An 18,106-nucleotide genomic window follows, 5' to 3' on the forward strand; every position below is an offset into this window, starting at 1 on the left:
TTTTTTTTGCCTGTTGATTACGCCTTTAGCGGCTGGCGGCCTGCGAGAAGAGCCAGAAGGCGACAGCCGTCATGGCAAACGAACCCAGCAAGTTCACCGCAACGTTGAGGAGCGCCCAGCTCACTCGCCCCTGCTGCAGAAGAAACACCACTTCCGCAGAGAAGGTGGAAAAGGTGGTCAACCCGCCGCAGAAACCCGTGGTGATCAGTAGCTTCCACATCGGGTCAATGCCGGTCAGTCGATTAAACCACGCCAGCCCGGCGCCGATCACAAAGGCGCCTAACAGGTTGGCGGTCAGCGTTCCAATAGGGATAGCATGGTGCACAGGATTAAGCTTCATGCCGAGCCACCAGCGCAAAACGCTGCCGGTGCCGCCGCCAATAAAAACGGCGCAAAGAAGTTGAAACACGGTCGTTTCCTGCTATTTGATGTAAGAGAGTGTCAAGTGTAGCGCGCAACGGGCGCAATTGGCTATTCATAACCTGACGGGAGAAAAACATGCGGGTAGCGGCAGGGCAGTTTATCGTCACGCCAGTATGGCAGACGAATGCGCACACTTGTGTGGCGATGATGCAGCAGGCGGCGCGTGAAGGGGCGGCGCTGCTGGTGCTGCCGGAGGCGTTGCTGGCACGTGATGACAACGACCCGGATCTGTCGGTGAAATCGGCCCAAACGCTGGATGGGGCGTTTTTGCAGCTGCTGCTGGCCGAGAGCGCGCGTAACGGCCTGACGACGATCCTGACGCTGCATGTGCCGTCGGGGGAGGGAAGAGCAACCAACACGCTGGTGGTATTGCGTGAAGGGAAAATCATTGCCCATTATCACAAACTTCATTTATACGACGCCTTCGCAATGCAGGAGTCCCGGCGGGTGGATCCCGGCAGGCAAATTCCCCCGGTGATTGACGTGGCGGGATTTCGCGTTGGCCTGATGACCTGTTACGATCTGCGTTTTCCGGAACTGGCGCTGTCGCTGGCGCTGAACGGTGCGCAGCTGCTGGTGCTGCCCACCGCATGGGTGAAAGGGCCGCAAAAAGAGCATCACTGGGCGACGCTGCTGGCGGCGCGCGCGCTGGACACGACCTGCTACGTCGTGGCGGCAGGCGAATGCGGGACGCGTAACATCGGGCAGAGCCGCATCATCGATCCGCTGGGGACCACCGTGGCGGGCGCGGGGAGCGAGCCGCAGCTGATCTATGCCGATATTTCCGCAGACTACCTTACGCGGGTTCGCGAGCGTTTGCCGGTGCTGCAGAACCGACGGTTTGCGCCACCGCAATTATTGTGACGTTTTTTTAAACAAGGCTTGATTCACCTTGTTACAGATTGCTATTGTGTCCGCGCGCCAAATACCCGTATTGTTTATCCCAATAATTCGCTGTGCACGTCAGGACGGACACCCCAGCGCTCACTCCCGGAGGGGAGGCCTCGGGCTGAATCACGCGGCCCGCGCACAGGTGGATTACAATATGACGGATAAATACGTGTATGATGGCGTATTCGCAGCTTGTATAGAGAAGAAGGTTAGCTATGGGTGAGATTAGTATTACCAAACTGCTGGTCGTTGCAGCACTGATTATCTTAGTGTTTGGTACCAAGAAATTACGTACGCTGGGCGGCGACCTGGGTTCGGCTATCAAGGGCTTTAAAAAGGCCATGAACGAAGATGACGATAGCGCGAAGAAAACCACCGCTGAAGACGAAGTACCGGCGCAGAAGCTCTCTCATAAAGAGTAATTCTCCGGCTGCGTCCCCTGGCGGGATGCGGAAGGTTCGGCGAAGAGGCCGCGACGTTTACGTTGCGGCCTTTGTCGTTTTTATCGACGCCGCGCAGGAAAGATGCAACTAATTGTTACGGGAAGGCGAAGCGGATGAAGCGGAGAGCGCCGCTGCGCCGGGAAGTGACGCAGCGGGAGAAGCGGCAGGTTATTTAACTTCCATCCCTTTAGCCTGCAGGTCGGCATGATAGGAAGAGCGAACGAAGGGGCCGCAGGCGGCGTGGGTGAAGCCCATCGCCATGGCTTCTGCTTTCATCTCTTCAAACTCTTCCGGGCTAACGTAACGCTGCACTGGCAGGTGGTGACGGCTCGGCTGCAGATACTGGCCTAACGTCAGCATGGTGACGCCATGACGGCGCAGGTCGCGCATAACTTCGATGATCTCGTCGTTGGTTTCGCCCAAGCCCACCATCAGGCCGGATTTTGTTGGGATCTCCGGGTGCGCTTCTTTAAAACGCTCCAGCAGCTTCAGCGACCAGTTGTAATCCGCGCCCGGACGCACCTGACGATAGAGGCGCGGTACGTTTTCGAGGTTGTGGTTGAAGACGTCCGGCGGGGTCACCGTCAGAATCTCCAGGGCGCGATCCATGCGGCCGCGGAAATCCGGGACCAGCGTTTCGATTTTAATCGTCGGGTTTTTCTCGCGAATGGCGCTGATGCAGTCGGCAAAATGCTGTGCGCCGCCATCGCGCAGGTCGTCACGGTCCACCGAGGTGACCACCACGTAGCGCAGCCCCATATCGGCGATAGTTTGCGCCAGCTTCTGTGGCTCGTTCGCATCTGGCGCGACCGGGCGGCCATGCGCGACGTCGCAGAATGGGCAACGGCGGGTACAGATCGCACCGAGGATCATAAAGGTCGCGGTACCGTGGTTGAAGCATTCTGCAAGGTTCGGGCAGGAGGCCTCTTCGCATACGGAGTGCAGGCCGTTCTTACGCATCGCTGCTTTGATTCCCTGGATACGGGACGAGTCTGCCGGAAGTTTGATTTTCATCCATTCCGGTTTTCTGAGCAGAGCTTCACGCTCAGTTGCCACGTTCTTCACCGGGATAAGGGCCATTTTATCGGCGTCGCGGTACTTAACACCGCGTTCCATCACAATGGGTTTACTCATAGCGTGCGTGTTCCAGTTGCGAGTCACGAAGGAAAGCGAATTAATTCAATGAAATGTTGCAATTATCAACTATTTTTGAATCAAGAGCAGGCAGTATACCATTGAAAAGGGGCAGAAAGCAGCCTGCCTGCCCGGCAAATTGTAAAATAGTTGTTGTTTTATCCTTTTCCCTTCCGTGCGCTACGCCTTAAACGCCTGGATCACGGTCTCAATGATCTCTTTCAGCAATGGCTCTTTCCCGCTCTGCTTATTGAAGTGCAGCGCAACATCAATCTGTTCTTCCCGCAGGGAGGGAACATCCAGGGTTTGCAGCGGCCAGAGACGGGATACCATGGCGAACAGGCGCTCGGTGGTTAGCCCCAGCATATCGCTCTCGGCGATCATTGCCGCCTGGGTCAGCAGATTGAAGGTGCTGAAACCGCAGCGGCGCTCGCCCATCTCCTCCTGCAGTCGACGATGCAGCGTAGGGTAGCGCTGGCCTTCAGGCAGCAGCAGCGCAAACTCGTATTGCGCGAGGGCGGATTCATCTTGTGGACCGTCCAGCGCAGGATGCCCAGCGCGGCAGTACATCTGCACCCGATCCTGATACAGCACGTGATGGCTTAGCGCCTGACCGCTGTGCAGATGGGTGTCGATTAACAGATCCACCTGGCGCTGGTCGAGCTGCCGCGCGGCGTCGGTAAGGGCGATGTTGTGCAGCAGGATCTGCGGAAAGGCCGGCTTCAGCGCGCTGGCCAGGCAAGGCATCAGCAGCGCCCCCATGGCTGGCGTAGTGGCGATAGTGATCACCCGCTGCTGGTCCGGGCTGCCGGTGATATCCAGCGCGCTAAGGAAAGCCTCCATACCGCGGCTGATGTACTGGTGAAGGTGGGTGGCATAGGCGGTGGGCGTCACGCCCTGGCCTTTGCGGATAAACAGCGGATCGGGGAACAGCGCCCGCAGTTTGTTAATTGACTGGCTAATGGCCGACGGCGTGATATTGAGTATCTTCGCGGCATTGACGATACCTTTGTGTACATACACGGCTTCGAAGATGGTCAACAGATTGAGGTCAATATTACGCAGGATGCGAAACATCTGACGGTCGTAACGTTCGTCCTGTCTGTCAGGAGATTCTGACGGCGGCGTATTCTCTGGCACGCGATGAGTCCGGTTGGGAATGATAGGCCAAGTATAGCGGCCCGCGGCGTTGCCGTGCGTGACAATTGATTGCAAAAATAATGTGTTACTTGTTCAGCCCCCCGCCGTCAGCGGGGCGCTGATCTGCCGCTTAACCCTGAGGCAGGTATTCGTGCGGGGGATGGTTCAACAGCGCCAGCAGATTGGCGACCAGCCGCGGAGCGACAGTCTCCGGGGTGGCTTCCGGTAGCCACTGACGCATTTGCGTCATCTCCATACCGGCATAGCCGCAGGGGTTGATACGCAGAAACGGCGTCAGATCCATCGCGATATTGAGCGCCAGGCCGTGGAAAGAGCAGCCTTTACGGATCCGCAATCCCAGAGAGCAGATTTTGCGATCGCCGACGTAGACGCCAGGGGCATCGGCGCGGGGGTGCGACTCAATCCCATATTCGGTAAGGGTATTGACGACCGTTTGCTCCAGCAGCGTCACCAGCTCACGCACCCCCAGCTTGCGGCGCTTGAGGTTCAACAGGACGTACATTACCTGCTGTCCCGGGCCGTGATAGGTTACCTGGCCGCCGCGATCGCTTTGGATCACCGGAATATCACCGGGCACCAGCAGGTGTTCCGCTTTGCCGGCCTGACCCTGGGTAAAGACCGGGTGATGTTCTACCAGCCAGATCTCATCGAGGGTATCTTCATCACGGGCGTCGGTAAATTCATGCATCGCCTGCGAGACGGGTTCGTAAGGTTGCAGGCCAAGCTGCCGGATTAGAATTTTATTATGCTGCAAAACAACATCTCCGCCGGGAAGAGAGAATTCAGGTCGGGGAGTATATCACAGCCGTGTGAAAGGGAATGAGAAGACCCGGCACGGCGGCCGGGTCAGGGAAAGGGTTACAGCACCATCCGAACGATATCGATATTGCCTAACTCTTCGTACAGCGTTTCCACTTGTTCAATGTGGGTGGCGTTGATGGTGATGGAGACCGAGTGGTAGTTACCTTTGCTGCTCGGTTTTACTGACGGCGAGTAATCACCAGGCGCATGGCGCTGTACCACTTCCACCACCTGATCAACCAGCTCAGGCAACGCCTGCCCCATTACTTTGTAAGTAAATGGCGTAGGGAATTCAAGCAGTTCGTTAAGTTTGGTTTTCATGTCAGCTCCGGTGTTACGACAAAATAATAACTCCCACCAAGGGCGGGAGTTATCAGGTTACTTGGATGAATAGTATATGGGGATGGAAATCACACTTTCAAGCGTTCGATTTTTAACCAAACCAGTGGTGGAACATTAATTTAATGTAATCAATAATTTTACCGAAGAAATTACCTTCCGGAATTTCCTGCAGCACCACCAGCGGGCGCTGGTCAATGGTTTTACCATCCAGCTGGAAGTTAATGGTGCCGATGACCTGGTTTTTCTGCAGCGGGGCATGCAGCTCAGTGTTATTCAGCACGTAGCTGGCTTTCAGATCTTTCATCCGGCCGCGCGGGATGGTCAGGTAGACGTCTTTATCCACCCCCAGCGAAGCGCGATCGCTGTCGCCGAACCAGGCTGGTTCGGATGCAAACTCTTTGCCGGCTTTAATCGGGTTGACGGTTTCGAAGAAGCGGAAGCCCCAGGTCAGTAGTTTTTTGCTTTCCGACTCACGCCCTTTGAACGTCCGGCCGCCCATTACCGCCGAGATCAGACGCATCTGGCCTTCGGTGGCGGAAGCGACGAGGTTGTAGCCTGCTTTGTCGGTGTGGCCGGTTTTGATGCCGTCGACGTTCAGGCTGTTATCCCACAGCAGGCCATTACGGTTCAGCTGGCGGATGCCGTTGAAAGTGAACTCTTTCTCACGATAGATCGAGTATTCGTTCGGCACATCGCGGATCAGCGCCTGGCCAATCAGCGCCATGTCGCGCGCCGAGCTGTACTGGCCGTCAGCGTCGAGGCCGTGAACGGTCTGGAAATGGGTGTTTTTCAGGCCGAGGGCGTTGACGTAGTTGTTCATCAGGCTGACGAAGGCATCCTGGCTGCCGGCGACATAGTCGGCCATCGCCACGCAGGCATCGTTACCGGACTGCAGGTTGATACCGCGGATCAGCTGGGAAACCGGCACCTGCATCCCCGGTTTGAGGAACATCAGGGAAGAGCCTTTGAATACCGGGTTGCCGGTGGCCCAGGCGTCGTTGCCGACGGTGACCAGATCGGACTCTTTGAATTTGCCCGCTTTCATCGCCTGACCAATAACATAGCTGGTCATCATTTTGGTCAGACTGGCCGGGTCGCGGCGGGAGTCGGCGTTGTTTTCAGCCAGCACCTTGCCAGAATTGTAATCGATAAGGATCCAGGATTCGGCGTCAATCTGCGGGGCGCCTGGGATCATCGTTTTGATATTCAGGTCATCGGCGCGGGCAGCGGAGGAGAGCGCTGCAACGGAGAGCGCCGTGATGAGTAAACGAGCGGTGAAAGAGGTCTTCATGGTCAGAACAACGGCATCCGTGATGGAGTTAAAAAAAGTGCCTTACTATAGCAAATGCTCTGCGGGCCAGCATCCGACATTGCGCATGAGTTTGTTAATGACTTTTACATGCGCAAGGTGAACGGGCTGCCCGCGGCCTTTAGTTGGCGCGAGTAATAAAGGACTGCAGCTGCGCTTCGCTTTGCAGGCGCTGCTGAACGGCGCTGGCCTGCGCCTTGTCGGCAAATGGTCCCAGCTGAATACGCCACACCGCGCCGTTTTGCATGACCCGGCCTGGCACAGAGAACTGCTGGCTCAGACGCTGCTGATACTGCTGCGCACGCGCCTGGTCGCTCACTGCGCCCACCTGGACGACAAAGTTACCGCTGGCGCTGGAGGTGGCGGAAGAGGAAGCGGCAACGGCGCCGGCGGCTGCGGCCGCTGCGGGCGCGACGCTACCCTGGATGGAGCCGGGGGCGGTCACCGGCGCTGCTGGCGTGGCGCCGGCGGCAGGTGCGGTCGCGGTGGCGGCCGCGGGTTCGCTGCTCTCCAGCACGCCGCTGTTCAGCGGCGTCGGGGCGCCGAGGAAACCGCCGCTGTTCACCGGAGCGCCAACGCTATCTTCCGGCTTCAGCGTGCTGTTGCTGATCGGGCGAACGTCAGTGGGCGCAGGCTGGTTCATGCCAGCAGCGTCACCGCCGTCCAGATTCGGACGGGCGGGCAGAGCGTAAGTCTGTTTGGCGACGGTGGTACAAGCCATTCCCGGGCCGGAAAGCGAACCGTCAGGCGCGACGATGATGGGGTCGATACGCACTTTGGTGTTGTTCGAGGTGTTCAGGCGGTCGGCGGACGCGCGAGAGAGCGAGATAACCCGATCGTTGCCGTAGGGACCGCGATCGTTAATCCGCACGACGATCATGCGCCCGTTGGCGAGGTTGGTGATCCGCGCATAGCTCGGGATCGGCAGCGTCGGGTGCGCCGCGGTCAACTGCGTCGGGTCGAAGGTTTCACCGCTGGCGGTCAGGTTGCTGTTGGGTTCCGCGTCATAGATCGCCGCGAAACCGGCCTGAGTAAAGTTTGCCGGATCCTGGACGATTTTGTAGCGCTTACCGTCGCGCTCATAATCCTGATTCGCCGTCGCGTTCGGCGTTTCATACTGCGGATCGGCGCCGCTGATCTCAACCGTCGGGCCATTACAGACGGCCGGCTGTGGAGTACTGACCGTCTTTTGTTGCACGTCATCACTCGAACATGCCGCCAGCAGCCCCGCTGCTATGCAGATCCCCAGCCATTGCTTACGCATTGCGAACCCCTTTAAACGCTTTTCGACAACATTTTTCTGTGGGTATGGATCGACATCACGATACCAAACCCGGCCATCAATACGATCAGGGCGGAGCCCCCGTAGCTCACCAGCGGCAACGGTACGCCCACCACCGGTAAAATACCACTCACCATACCAATATTTACGAAGACATAAACGAATAAAATCAACATTAAACCACCGGCCATGACCCGGCCAAAGGTGGTCTGCGCCTGAGCGGCGATCCACAGTCCGCGCATGATCAGCAGAATATAGAGCGCCAGCAGGATCAGCACGCCAATCAGGCCCAGCTCTTCGGCGAGAACGGCGAAGATAAAGTCGGTATGGCGTTCCGGCAGGAACTCCAGCTGCGACTGGGTGCCGTGCAGCCAGCCTTTGCCGCGCAGACCGCCAGAGCCAATGGCAATTTTAGACTGAATAATATGATACCCCGCGCCCAGCGGGTCGGTTTCCGGATCGAGCAGCATCATCACGCGCTGGCGCTGATAGTCGTGCATCAGGAAGAACCACAAAATCGGGATAAAGGCGGCGACCAGCACCACCGCAATGCCGATCAGTCGCCAGCTGAGGCCGGAGAGGAACAGCACAAACAGACCGGAGAGGGCGATCAGAATCGAGGTCCCGAGGTCAGGCTGCGCCGCTACCAGCAGCGTCGGCAGAAAGATCAGCACCAGGGCAATACCGGTGTTCTTCAGCGAAGGGGGGCAGACGTCGCGGTTAATAAAGCGCGCCACCATCAGCGGCACGGCAATTTTTGCAATCTCCGACGGCTGAAAGCGGACGATACCGAGATCCAGCCAGCGCTGCGCCCCTTTGGAGATGGCGCCGAAGGCGTCGACGGCCACCAGCAGAATAATACAGAAAATATAGAGATAGGGCGCCCAGCCTTCATAGACCCGCGGCGGGATCTGCGCCATGACGATCATGATCACCACGCCCATGGCGATCTGGCCGATTTTACGCTCCATCATGCCGACGTCCTGACCGCTGGCGCTCCAGATAACCAGTGCGCTGTAGGTCAGCAGCGCCAGCAGGATCAGCACCATGGTGGGGTCAAGATGGATCTTATCCCACAGCGATTTTTTGTTCGGATTATCCGTCATTATTGATCCTCCCCTGCGGTCACCGCCGGGTTTTCGCTTGGTAGCGTGGTGTTGTTATCGCCCAGCATGATGTGATCGAGGATTTGGCGCATAATCGTACCGACCGCCGGGCCGGCACCACCGTTTTCCAGGATCATCGCCACGGCAACCTGCGGGTTGTTATAAGGCGCAAACGCCGTCATCAGTTTATGGTCACGCAGACGCTCAGAGATTCGGTGCGCGTTATAGGTTTCGTTGGCCTTCAGGCCAAACACCTGGGCGGTACCGGACTTGGCCGCGATTTTATACGGCGCGCTGGCGAAATACTTGTGCGCGGTGCCGTTGCCGCGGTTGGCCACGCCGAACATGCCGTCTTTGGCGATTTCCCAGTAGCCGGAATGAATGTCGCCTACCGGCGGCTCATGAGGCTGGACCCACGGAACGGGCTTGCCGTCTTCCACGGTGCTTTGCAGCAGGTGCGGCACTTTCACCACCCCGTCGTTAATCAGGATCATCAGCGCTTTGTTCATCTGGATCGGCGTGGCAGTCCAGTAACCCTGGCCGATGCCCACCGGAATGGTGTCCCCCTGGTACCAGGGTTTCTTAAAGCGTTTGAGCTTCCATTCGCGGGTCGGCATGTTGCCCGAGCGCTCTTCGGCAAGGTCGATACCGGTATAGTGGCCGTAGCCAAACTTGCTCATCCACTCCGCGAGGCGATCGATGCCCATGTCATAGGCGACCTGATAGAAATAGGTATCCGCGGACTCCTCAAGCGCTTTGGTGACGTTCAGGTGGCCGTGGCCCCATTTTTTCCAGTCACGATAGCGTTTTTCCGAGCCGGGCAACTGCCACCAGCCCGGGTCAAACAGGCTGGTATTGCGGGTGATCACCCCGGCGCTCAGCGCCGAGACGGCGACGTACGGTTTGACCGTCGATGCCGGCGGATAGACCCCTTGCGTCGCACGGTTGACCAGCGGCGTGTTCGGATCGTTGAGCAGGCCGGAGTAATCTTTACTGGAGATGCCGTCGACGAACAGGTTCGGGTCGTAGCTCGGCGTCGAAACCAGCGCCAGAATGGCGCCGGTACGCGGGTCGGTGACCACCACTGCGGCGCGGCTACCAGCCAGCAGCGTTTCGATATACTGCTGCAGCTTGAGGTCGAGGGTGAGGTAGATGTCGCGTCCGGCCTGCGGCGGCACCTCTTTGAGCTGACGAATCACGCGGCCGCGGTTGTTCACTTCAACCTCCTCGTAGCCGGTCTGACCGTGCAGGACGTCCTCGTAATAACGCTCAATACCCAGCTTACCGATGTCGTGGGTCGAGGCGTAGTTGGCCAGTTTGCCCTCTTTATCGAGGCGGTCGACGTCTTTATCGTTAATTTTCGAAACGTAGCCGATGACGTGCGTCAGCGCCGAGTTATAGGGATAGTAACGGCGCTTGTAGCCTTTGACTTCCACGCCGGGAAAGCGGTACTGGTTGACGGCAAAGCGGGCCACCTGCACTTCGCTGAGGTTGACCTTTACCGGAATCGAGGTAAAGCGATGGGAGCGGGCGCGCTCCTTTTTGAAGCCGGCGATATCATCGTCGGTTAAATCGACGACGTCGCGCAGCGCATCCAGCGTTTGCTGCACGTTATCGACTTTCTCCGGCATCATCTCCAGCTGATAAATGGTGCGGTTAAGCGCCAGCGGAGTGCCGTTACGATCGTAAATAATGCCGCGGCTCGGCGGGATCGGCACCAGCTTGATGCGGTTTTCGTTCGAACGCGTCTGATAGTCGTCGAAGCGAACGATTTGCACATTGTACAGGTTGGCGATCAGAACGCCGGTAAGCAGCAAAATCCCCAAAAAAGCGACCAGCGCCCGGCGCACGAACAGCGAGGATTCAGCCGTATAGTCGCGGAAAGAATTCTGTAATTTCATTCGCTGCTCAGTCTACCCTGATCATCATTACTCACGGTGGTACGGATGGTTGGTGGTAATGCTCCACGCCCGATACAGGCTCTCGGCCACCAGTACGCGCACCAGCGGGTGAGGTAAGGTGAGGGTGGAGAGCGACCAACTCTGTTCCGCCGCTGCTTTACAGGCTGGAGAGAGGCCTTCCGGGCCGCCGACCAGCAAACTGACGTCGCGCCCGTCCTGTTTCCAGCGTTCCAGTTCGCGCGCCAGCTGCGGCGTATCCCATGGTTTACCCGGAATATCCAGGGTCACGATGCGGTTTTTACCGGCAGCGGCTAACATCATCTCGCCCTCTTTTTCGAGGATGCGCTTGATATCAGCGTTCTTGCCGCGCTTACCGGCTGGGATCTCCACCAGTTCGAACGGCATATCTTTGGGAAAACGGCGCAGATACTCGCTAAAGCCGGTCTGTACCCAGTCCGGCATTTTGGTGCCAACGGCCACCAGCTGCAACTTCACGCATTAACTCCAGAGTTTTTCCAGCTCGTACAAACGACGGCTCTCTTCCTGCATGACGTGAACCATCACGTCGCCGAGGTCGACGACGATCCAGTCGGCGGCGGCTTCCCCTTCAACGCCCAGCGGCAGCATGCCGGCGGCGCGGGATTCCTGAACCACGTGGTCGGCGATGGACATCACATGACGCGTGGAGGTGCCGGTGCAGATAATCATGCAATCGGTGATGCTGGATTTGCCATGTACATCAATGGCAACGATGTCCTGACCTTTCAGGTCATCAATTTTGTCGATAACAAAATCCTGGAGTGCTTTACCCTGCAAGTGTTCCCCCTGGGTGCGTGAAGATTGATAATCATAAAGAGCCTGACAGTATACCTGAACTGATGAAAAAGTCGGGTGAAATGTCTGTCGGCAGGCGTTCGCGGCGGGGTATCATCCCATCCCTCGCCGAGGATTGCATCGCCATTTTTGTAAAACAATTTTCTGCAAAGCGGCTTTGGCGGATGCTGCCTGGCAGCGGAGAATAGCAGCCTGCTCTGGCCTGTCAATGGTTCGGCGGGAATTCTTCTTCCGACTGCCAGACGGCCTGGCTATTTAATACCCGCAGGGTGGTGAAATCGTGGCGGATTTCGAGCAGGCTCCAGGCGCCATGGGCTATCGGAAAGTGCCACATCGCCGCGGCGGGCATCTGCAACAGCAGGGCGGTCAGCAGGCTCAGAACGCCCTGATGGCCGACGATCAGCAGATGGTCAAGATGGCGGCAGTCGGTCAGCGTGGGGATAAACTCGCTGACGCGGCGGGCAAAACGCTGAAAGCTTTCGCCGTTAGTAGGGGCCGCGTGCTGCCAGTCAGCACACCACGCGGCATAGTTTTGCGCATCTTCTCGTTGAAGGTCGCGATGATGACGCATCTCCCAGTCGCCGAAAAACATCTCATTGAGCGCGGCATGGCATTCGCGCGGGATAGCGCGATCGCCAAGCAGCAGATCGGCCGTTGTCCCGGTCCGCGCCAGCTCGCTACAGAAGACTTTATCGAAAGGCACCGCGCGCAGCCGTTCGCCGAGCGCTCGCGCCTGAGCGACGCCTCGCGGCGTCAGGGGCGTTGGGGCATGGCCGCTGTATAATCCGGCAACGTTGGCTTCGGTTTCGCCATGGCGAACTAACCATAATTTCATGAACAGGCTCTGACGGGCGATGGAGAGGTGGCGTTACCATAGCGCTTTTTTCGCGTCAGGCCCAGCGCGGGGTCAGCAATAGAGACCCTGCTCGCGGATGTAGTCCAGCACCGCGGCCGGCAGCATCTCGGCGCAGGACTCGCCGCGCTCGAGGCGCTGGCGAATGATCGTCGCCGAAATATCGAACCACGGTGTCTCAGCCAGGTAGATCACGCCGGAAGGGCGGCGATGCAGAGATTCCACATCGTGGGTTAAATGGCGATCCAGCCAGCGCTGATCGGCCTCATGGGCCATGGTCAGTGGGTAACCCGGCCGGCGGCAGACAATCAGGTGGACATTGTCGAGGATGGTTTCATAGCGGTGCCAGGTGGGAAAGGTGAGCAGCGAATCCTGGCCAATGATAAACGCCAGCGGCTTGTGCGGCCCCTGCTCCTGGCGCCACTCCTGCAGCGTTTGCGCCGTCCAGGAGGGGGTATCGCGCTGCAGTTCGCGTTCATCGAGCGTGAACAGCGGCTTATCGGCAATCGCCAGCTTCAGCATGTGCACGCGCTGGGCGCTGGTGGCTTCCGGTTGTGGACGGTGCGGCGGGACGTTATTAGGCATGATGATGACCTTGCTCAGGCCAATCTGATTCGCCAGGATCTCGACCGGCTTGAGGTGACCATAATGCACCGGATCGAAGGTGCCGCCATAGATTGCCTGTAAGTGAGTCATATCAACCATCAATAAAAACGTCCGCCAGGGCTTTGTGGCAGAGCAACAACGAAAGACTTTCCAGTTCGGGCCAGACGTCGTACCCGTAATCCTGTTTAAAGGTCAGTTCCGCGCGGGTCAGAAGAGTCACCGCCTGGCGAAGCTGTTCGCCGCTCAGTCGGGCGAGGGCGTCGCTGAGCAGCTGACGGCGGTTTTGCCAGACCCGATGTTTATCAAACAGCGAACGCAGCGGCGTCTGTGCCGACTGGCGCTTGAGGGTCACCAGCAGCAGCAGCTCCCGCTGTAGCGTACGCAGCAGGATCGCCGGCTCGCAGCCTTCAAGACGGAGCTGCTGCAGGACGTGCAGCACGCGCTTACTTTTGCCTGCCAGTAGGGCATCGACCCAATGGTAAGGGGTAAAGTGCGCGGCATCGTTCACCGCCTGCTCAACGCGGGGCAGCGTCAGCTTACCGTCCGGCCAGAGTAGCGCCAGACGCTCCAGCGCCTGCGCCAGCGCCAGCAGATTGCCTTCGTAACAGTAGCACAGCAGCTGGCTGGCCGCGTCGTCGAGCTGCAGCTGATGCTGTTTGGCCCGGGCGGCTAGCCAGCGCGGCAGCTGCGCGTATTCCGGCGTCTGGCAGCTGACCTGGACGGCGCGCTGCGCCAGCGCGGTGAGCCACGCGGCATTCTCCTGGGCTTTGGTCAACTTACTACCGCGAACTATCAGCAGCAGGTCGTCGTGCAGCAGACCGACCAGCGTCGCCAGCTGTTCGTTGATCGCCGCGTTGGGGCCATTCTCTGGCAGGATTAGCAACAGGGTTTGCCGGCTGGCAAACAGGCTCATCGCCTGGCTTAAGGCGAAAAGCGCCTGCCAGTCGGTGCTGTTGTCGATAGAAAAGGTATGGTGTTCGGTAAAGCCTTGTGCGGCAGCGGCTTCGCGAATAGCGTCCTGGCTTTCCTGCAATAGCAAAGGATCGTTGCCAAGCAGCAGATAGGCCGCGCGCAGCCCTTCAGTGAGCTGCGCGCGGAGCTGTTCCGGGTACAACCGAATCATCATTGACCCAGCGTGGTGGAGACGCGGTTACCCGAGGACGCCGGCGCGGTGCTGCCCGCGACCGGTTTTTCTTCCTGCTGGGTGGCTTCAACATCCGCTACCTGAACGCTTGGTAGTTTACGAATCAGCTGTTCCGCCGCTTTATCGTACATTTCCTGGATAATCATATCCTGCTCGGCGTCTTTGGCTAACGCCGCCTGCGGGTTATCAAAGAACGAACGATAGACCTTAGTGGTTATCGGATAGATATCGTGACCCGGGATCAGAACGCTGGCATGGACGGTCATGACCATCTGATATTCCGCCGTACGACCGTCCTGGAACACCGAGGCCGTATCTTTCTGAATCGACGAACCATCGAGGCGCAGAGAAGGGACATCTTTACGCAGCGTGCTGGCGTCGATCAGTTCCACGCCGTTAAGACGCAGCTGATTGCGCACCGCGCGGCTTAATGGGCCATTCGGATCGCTCGACTGGAAAATCATGGTTTTCATGGTGGTGGGCACCTTGGTAGTGCTACGCAGATGCCAGCCACAGCCGGCGGTGGCAAGCACCGCCAGAGATAACAACATTGTTACCAGATATCGCACGCTTCCTCCCGCGCTTAGCCAACGACCAGATTGAGCAGTTTACCCGGGACGTAAATCACTTTACGCACGGTTTTGCCGTCGAGATACTTCGCCACCAGATGCTCCTGGCCGGCGCGCTCGCGGACCTGCTCTTCAGTTGCGTCTACCGCAACGGTAATTTTACCACGAACTTTGCCGTTGACCTGGACGACGACGAGGGTGCTGTCTTCCACCATCGCGCTTTCATCCGCCACCGGCCACGGCGCGTTGTCGATATCACCTTCGCCGTTCAGCTCACGCCACAGGGTGAAGCTGACGTGCGGGGTGAACGGGTTGAGCATACGCACTACCGCCAGCAGGGCTTCCTGCATCAGGGCGCGATCCTGCTCATCTTCTTGCGGCGCTTTCGCCAGCTTGTTCATCAGCTCCATGATCGCCGCGATGGCGGTGTTGAAGGTCTGACGACGGCCGATGTCATCGGTCACTTTGGCGATAGTTTTGTGGATATCGCGACGCAGCGCTTTCTGATCTTCACTCAGCGCCGCCACGTTCAGGGCCGCAACGTCCCCTTTGGTGGTGTGTTCGTAGACCAGCTTCCAGACGCGTTTCAGGAAACGGTTCGCCCCTTCGACGCCAGATTCCTGCCACTCGAGGGTCATATCCGCCGGGGATGCGAACATCATGAACAGACGGACAGTATCCGCGCCGTAGCGCTCAACCATGACCTGCGGATCGATGCCGTTGTTTTTCGACTTGGACATCTTGCTCATGCCGGTGTACACCAGCTCGTGACCCGCCGCGTCTTTCGCTTTCACGATGCGGCCTTTTTCGTCACGTTCGACGATGGCGTCAACCGGGGAGACCCAGTTACGTTCGCCGTTTTCGCCTACGTAGTAGAAGGCGTCAGCCAGCACCATGCCCTGGCACAGCAGCTGTTTCGCCGGCTCATCGGAGTTGACCATCCCCGCGTCGCGCATCAGCTTGTGGAAGAAGCGGAAGTAGAGCAGGTGCATGATCGCGTGTTCGATGCCGCCGATGTAGATATCGACCGGCAGCCAGTAGTTGGCCGCTTGCGAATCCAGCATCCCTTCCTGATACTGCGGGCAGGTGTAGCGCGCATAGTACCAGGAGGATTCCATAAAGGTGTCAAAGGTGTCGGTTTCGCGCAGCGCCGGCTGGCCGTTAACCGTGGTTTTGGCCCATTCAGGATCGGCTTTGATCGGGCTGGTGATACCGTCCATGACTACGTCTTCCGGCAGGATCACCGGCAGCTGATCTTCCGGGGTCGGCAGCACGGTGCCGTCTTCCAGGGTAACCATCGGGATCGGCGCGCCCCAGTAGCGCTGACGGGATACGCCCCAGTCACGCAGGCGGTAGTTAATTTTACGCTCACCTACGCCCATGGCAGCCAGTTTGTCAGCAATAGCGTTGAAGCCCGCTTCATAATCGAGGCCGCTGAATTCGCCGGAGTTAAACAGGACGCCTTTCTCGGTCAGCGCCTGCTGGGAAAGATCCGGCTCGGAGCCGTCGGTGGCGAGGATCACCGGCTTGATGTTCAGCCCGTATTTGCTGGCGAACTCGTAGTCGCGCTGGTCGTGGCCCGGAACGGCCATCACCGCGCCGGTGCCGTACTCCATCAGCACAAAGTTAGCCGCCCATACCGGAATTTCTTCACCGGTCAGCGGGTGGATAGCTTTAAAGCCGGTATCGACGCCTTTTTTCTCCATCGTCGCCATGTCGGCTTCCGCCACTTTGGTGTTGCGGCATTCGTCGATGAAGGTGGCCAGCGCCGGATTGTTCGCCGCAGCCTGCTGCGCCAGCGGGTGACCCGCAGCGACCGCCAGGTAGGTACAGCCCATAAAGGTGTCCGGGCGGGTGGTATAGACGGTCAGCTTGTCGGCGTAGTTATTGACGTCAAAGGAGATTTCCACCCCTTCAGAACGGCCGATCCAGTTGCGCTGCATGGTCTTCACGGTGTCCGGCCAGTGGTCCAGCTTATCCAGATCGTTCAGCAGCTCATCGGCGTAGGCGGTGATTTTAATAAACCACTGCGGGATCTCTTTACGCTCGACTTTGGTGTCGCAGCGCCAGCAGCAGCCGTCGATAACCTGCTCGTTGGCCAGCACGGTCTGGTCGTTCGGGCACCAGTTCACTGCGGAGGTTTTTTTGTACACCAGGCCTTTTTTATACAGCTCAGTGAAGAACTTCTGCTCCCAGCGGTAGTATTCCGGGGTGCAGGTTGCCAGCTCGCGGCTCCAGTCATAGCCGAAGCCCAGCATTTTGAGCTGGTTTTTCATGTAGGCGATGTTGTCGTAGGTCCACGGCGCTGGCGCGGTGTTGTTTTTTACCGCCGCCCCTTCCGCCGGCAGACCGAACGCATCCCAGCCAATTGGCTGCAGGACGTTTTTACCCAGCATGCGCTGATAGCGGGCAATCACGTCGCCGATGGTGTAGTTACGCACGTGACCCATGTGTAGTCGACCAGAAGGATAAGGAAGCATCGACAGGCAGTAATACTTCTCTTTGCTCTCGTCTTCAGTTACTTCAAATGTACGATTTTCGTCCCAGTGAAGCTGGACTTTCGATTCTATCTCTTCCGGGCGGTATTGCTCTTGCATGGCAGCCAGTGGTCCTGTTTTCAATACAGCTACAAAATGTAGCCAATGGATGTGTTATTTCAGATCGGCATAGCATAGCCCAAACGCCAACGTCAAAACAGCTTTTCGCACATCAACATCGGCAAAAGCTGGGCAGATTATTTCGCGAGTCTGTGGCTTGTCAGACACAGCGGGAGAGGAATAAGGTCTATTATCAGAAGACGTTAACCACACCGGAGGCGAAATGATGAACAAGGTTGCTCAATATTACCGTGAACTGGTCTCCTCGCTCAGCGAACGGCTCCGCCATGGAGAACGCGATATTGACGCGCTGGTGACGCAGGCACGCGATAAAATTGTCCGCGCCGGCGATCTGACGCAGAGCGAGATTGAGTCGGTGATAGCCGCGGTCAAGCGCGATCTTGAGGAGTTTGCCCGCAGCTACGAAGAGAGTCATGAAGACGAGAGCGACAGCGTGTTTATGCGGGTGATCAAAGAGAGCCTGTGGCAGGAGCTGGCCGATATCACTGACAAAACCCAGCTTGAGTGGCGGGAGGTTTTTCAGGATCTGAATCACCACGGCGTATACCACAGCGGCGAAGTGGTCGGTTTAGGCAACCTGGTGTGTGAGAAGTGTCACTATCACCTGGCGGTGTATACCCCGGATGTGCTACCGCGCTGTCCGAAATGCGGCCACGATCAGTTCCAGCGCCGGCCATTTGAACCCTGAT

The 18,106-nt window shown here is 58.1% G+C and carries 19 protein-coding genes; 3 read left to right on the forward strand and 16 right to left on the reverse strand.

Annotated features, from left to right (window positions below):
• Window positions 1-25: 25 nt before the first annotated feature.
• Window positions 26-409, reverse strand: coding sequence for a fluoride efflux transporter CrcB (crcB, locus tag KHQ24_RS03985; protein WP_002894459.1), 384 nt, complete (start codon window positions 407-409; stop codon window positions 26-28).
• A gap of 89 nt (window positions 410-498) precedes the next feature.
• Here crcB and KHQ24_RS03990 point away from each other — a divergent pair, with 89 nt between their 5' ends.
• Window positions 499-1,287, forward strand: a complete 789-nt coding sequence (locus KHQ24_RS03990) for a deaminated glutathione amidase (RefSeq protein WP_043521639.1) — start codon at window positions 499-501, stop codon at window positions 1,285-1,287.
• 242 nt (window positions 1,288-1,529) lie between these two features.
• Window positions 1,530-1,736 (forward strand): twin-arginine translocase subunit TatE, encoded by a 207-nt coding sequence (gene tatE, locus KHQ24_RS03995; RefSeq protein WP_004885862.1) that lies wholly within the window; start codon window positions 1,530-1,532, stop codon window positions 1,734-1,736.
• A gap of 189 nt (window positions 1,737-1,925) precedes the next feature.
• Here tatE and lipA read toward each other — a convergent pair whose 3' ends face one another.
• The 15 genes from lipA to leuS form a co-directional block, all read right to left on the reverse strand.
• Window positions 1,926-2,891: a lipoyl synthase gene (gene lipA, locus KHQ24_RS04000; protein ID WP_004885864.1), complete on the reverse strand. Its 966-nt coding sequence runs from the start codon at window positions 2,889-2,891 to the stop codon at window positions 1,926-1,928.
• Window positions 2,892-3,071: 180 nt separating this feature from the next.
• Window positions 3,072-4,031 carry a YbeF family transcriptional regulator gene (locus tag KHQ24_RS04005; RefSeq protein WP_017899088.1) on the reverse strand — a complete coding sequence of 320 codons (960 nt, stop codon included), beginning with the start codon at window positions 4,029-4,031 and terminating at the stop codon, window positions 3,072-3,074.
• Window positions 4,032-4,161: 130 nt separating this feature from the next.
• On the reverse strand, window positions 4,162-4,806 hold the full coding sequence (lipB, locus tag KHQ24_RS04010) for a lipoyl(octanoyl) transferase LipB (RefSeq protein WP_004885871.1): 645 nt from the start codon (window positions 4,804-4,806) through the stop codon (window positions 4,162-4,164).
• Window positions 4,807-4,910: 104 nt separating this feature from the next.
• Window positions 4,911-5,174, reverse strand: coding sequence for a DUF493 family protein YbeD (gene ybeD, locus KHQ24_RS04015; RefSeq protein ID WP_002894474.1), 264 nt, complete (start codon window positions 5,172-5,174; stop codon window positions 4,911-4,913).
• 112 nt (window positions 5,175-5,286) lie between these two features.
• On the reverse strand, window positions 5,287-6,486 hold the full coding sequence (dacA, locus tag KHQ24_RS04020; protein ID WP_211777130.1) for a D-alanyl-D-alanine carboxypeptidase DacA: 1,200 nt from the start codon (window positions 6,484-6,486) through the stop codon (window positions 5,287-5,289).
• A 139-nt stretch (window positions 6,487-6,625) separates the two neighbouring features.
• Entirely contained in the window at window positions 6,626-7,768 is a 1,143-nt protein-coding gene (gene rlpA / locus KHQ24_RS04025) for an endolytic peptidoglycan transglycosylase RlpA (protein ID WP_004885873.1), read from the reverse strand.
• Between the two features lie 11 nt (window positions 7,769-7,779).
• On the reverse strand, window positions 7,780-8,892 hold the full coding sequence (mrdB, locus tag KHQ24_RS04030) for a peptidoglycan glycosyltransferase MrdB (RefSeq protein ID WP_004885876.1): 1,113 nt from the start codon (window positions 8,890-8,892) through the stop codon (window positions 7,780-7,782).
• The gene (mrdA, locus tag KHQ24_RS04035; protein WP_004885880.1) at window positions 8,892-10,793 is read right to left on the reverse strand and encodes a peptidoglycan DD-transpeptidase MrdA; all 1,902 of its coding nucleotides are present in this window, start codon (window positions 10,791-10,793) and stop codon (window positions 8,892-8,894) included. Before mrdA ends, mrdB begins: the two co-directional genes overlap by 1 nt.
• Window positions 10,794-10,820: 27 nt before the next feature.
• Window positions 10,821-11,288, reverse strand: a complete 468-nt coding sequence (gene rlmH / locus KHQ24_RS04040; RefSeq protein WP_002894620.1) for a 23S rRNA (pseudouridine(1915)-N(3))-methyltransferase RlmH — start codon at window positions 11,286-11,288, stop codon at window positions 10,821-10,823.
• A gap of 3 nt (window positions 11,289-11,291) precedes the next feature.
• On the reverse strand, window positions 11,292-11,609 hold the full coding sequence (gene rsfS, locus KHQ24_RS04045; RefSeq protein WP_002894623.1) for a ribosome silencing factor: 318 nt from the start codon (window positions 11,607-11,609) through the stop codon (window positions 11,292-11,294).
• A gap of 223 nt (window positions 11,610-11,832) precedes the next feature.
• Window positions 11,833-12,462 (reverse strand): adenosylcobalamin/alpha-ribazole phosphatase, encoded by a 630-nt coding sequence (locus KHQ24_RS04050; protein ID WP_004885883.1) that lies wholly within the window; start codon window positions 12,460-12,462, stop codon window positions 11,833-11,835.
• Window positions 12,463-12,534: 72 nt separating this feature from the next.
• The gene (nadD, locus tag KHQ24_RS04055) at window positions 12,535-13,185 is read right to left on the reverse strand and encodes a nicotinate-nucleotide adenylyltransferase (protein WP_023319968.1); all 651 of its coding nucleotides are present in this window, start codon (window positions 13,183-13,185) and stop codon (window positions 12,535-12,537) included.
• Complete coding sequence (gene holA / locus KHQ24_RS04060; RefSeq protein WP_004885888.1) at window positions 13,178-14,209, reverse strand: DNA polymerase III subunit delta; 1,032 nt, start codon at window positions 14,207-14,209, stop codon at window positions 13,178-13,180. Before holA ends, nadD begins: the two co-directional genes overlap by 8 nt.
• Window positions 14,209-14,799 (reverse strand): LPS assembly lipoprotein LptE, encoded by a 591-nt coding sequence (lptE, locus tag KHQ24_RS04065; RefSeq protein ID WP_004885890.1) that lies wholly within the window; start codon window positions 14,797-14,799, stop codon window positions 14,209-14,211. The genes holA and lptE overlap by 1 nt, the downstream gene beginning before the upstream one ends.
• A gap of 14 nt (window positions 14,800-14,813) precedes the next feature.
• The gene (gene leuS, locus KHQ24_RS04070) at window positions 14,814-17,396 is read right to left on the reverse strand and encodes a leucine--tRNA ligase (RefSeq protein ID WP_004885891.1); all 2,583 of its coding nucleotides are present in this window, start codon (window positions 17,394-17,396) and stop codon (window positions 14,814-14,816) included.
• A 226-nt stretch (window positions 17,397-17,622) separates the two neighbouring features.
• Here leuS and KHQ24_RS04075 point away from each other — a divergent pair, with 226 nt between their 5' ends.
• Window positions 17,623-18,105, forward strand: coding sequence for a zinc ribbon-containing protein (locus KHQ24_RS04075; RefSeq protein WP_025999140.1), 483 nt, complete (start codon window positions 17,623-17,625; stop codon window positions 18,103-18,105).
• Window position 18,106: the final 1 nt, after the last annotated feature.

This window comes from Klebsiella sp. 54 (genome assembly GCF_018223875.1).
In the GTDB taxonomy this organism is placed as follows: domain Bacteria; phylum Pseudomonadota; class Gammaproteobacteria; order Enterobacterales; family Enterobacteriaceae; genus Klebsiella; species Klebsiella quasipneumoniae.

What these genes read in the sequence shown, in the direction of transcription:
- KHQ24_RS04075 (WP_025999140.1), top strand. Translation starts at nt 17,623, where the DNA reads ATGAACAAGGTTGCTCAATATTACCGTGAACTGGTCTCCTCGCTCAGC.
- leuS (WP_004885891.1), bottom strand. Translation starts at nt 17,396, where the DNA reads ATGCAAGAGCAATACCGCCCGGAAGAGATAGAATCGAAAGTCCAGCTT.
- dacA (WP_211777130.1), bottom strand. Translation starts at nt 6,486, where the DNA reads ATGAAGACCTCTTTCACCGCTCGTTTACTCATCACGGCGCTCTCCGTT.
- nadD (WP_023319968.1), bottom strand. Translation starts at nt 13,185, where the DNA reads ATGGTTGATATGACTCACTTACAGGCAATCTATGGCGGCACCTTCGAT.
- mrdB (WP_004885876.1), bottom strand. Translation starts at nt 8,892, where the DNA reads ATGACGGATAATCCGAACAAAAAATCGCTGTGGGATAAGATCCATCTT.
- holA (WP_004885888.1), bottom strand. Translation starts at nt 14,209, where the DNA reads ATGATTCGGTTGTACCCGGAACAGCTCCGCGCGCAGCTCACTGAAGGG.
- KHQ24_RS03990 (WP_043521639.1), top strand. Translation starts at nt 499, where the DNA reads ATGCGGGTAGCGGCAGGGCAGTTTATCGTCACGCCAGTATGGCAGACG.
- tatE (WP_004885862.1), top strand. Translation starts at nt 1,530, where the DNA reads ATGGGTGAGATTAGTATTACCAAACTGCTGGTCGTTGCAGCACTGATT.
- ybeD (WP_002894474.1), bottom strand. Translation starts at nt 5,174, where the DNA reads ATGAAAACCAAACTTAACGAACTGCTTGAATTCCCTACGCCATTTACT.
- rlpA (WP_004885873.1), bottom strand. Translation starts at nt 7,768, where the DNA reads ATGCGTAAGCAATGGCTGGGGATCTGCATAGCAGCGGGGCTGCTGGCG.
- mrdA (WP_004885880.1), bottom strand. Translation starts at nt 10,793, where the DNA reads ATGAAATTACAGAATTCTTTCCGCGACTATACGGCTGAATCCTCGCTG.
- KHQ24_RS04050 (WP_004885883.1), bottom strand. Translation starts at nt 12,462, where the DNA reads ATGAAATTATGGTTAGTTCGCCATGGCGAAACCGAAGCCAACGTTGCC.
- lipA (WP_004885864.1), bottom strand. Translation starts at nt 2,891, where the DNA reads ATGAGTAAACCCATTGTGATGGAACGCGGTGTTAAGTACCGCGACGCC.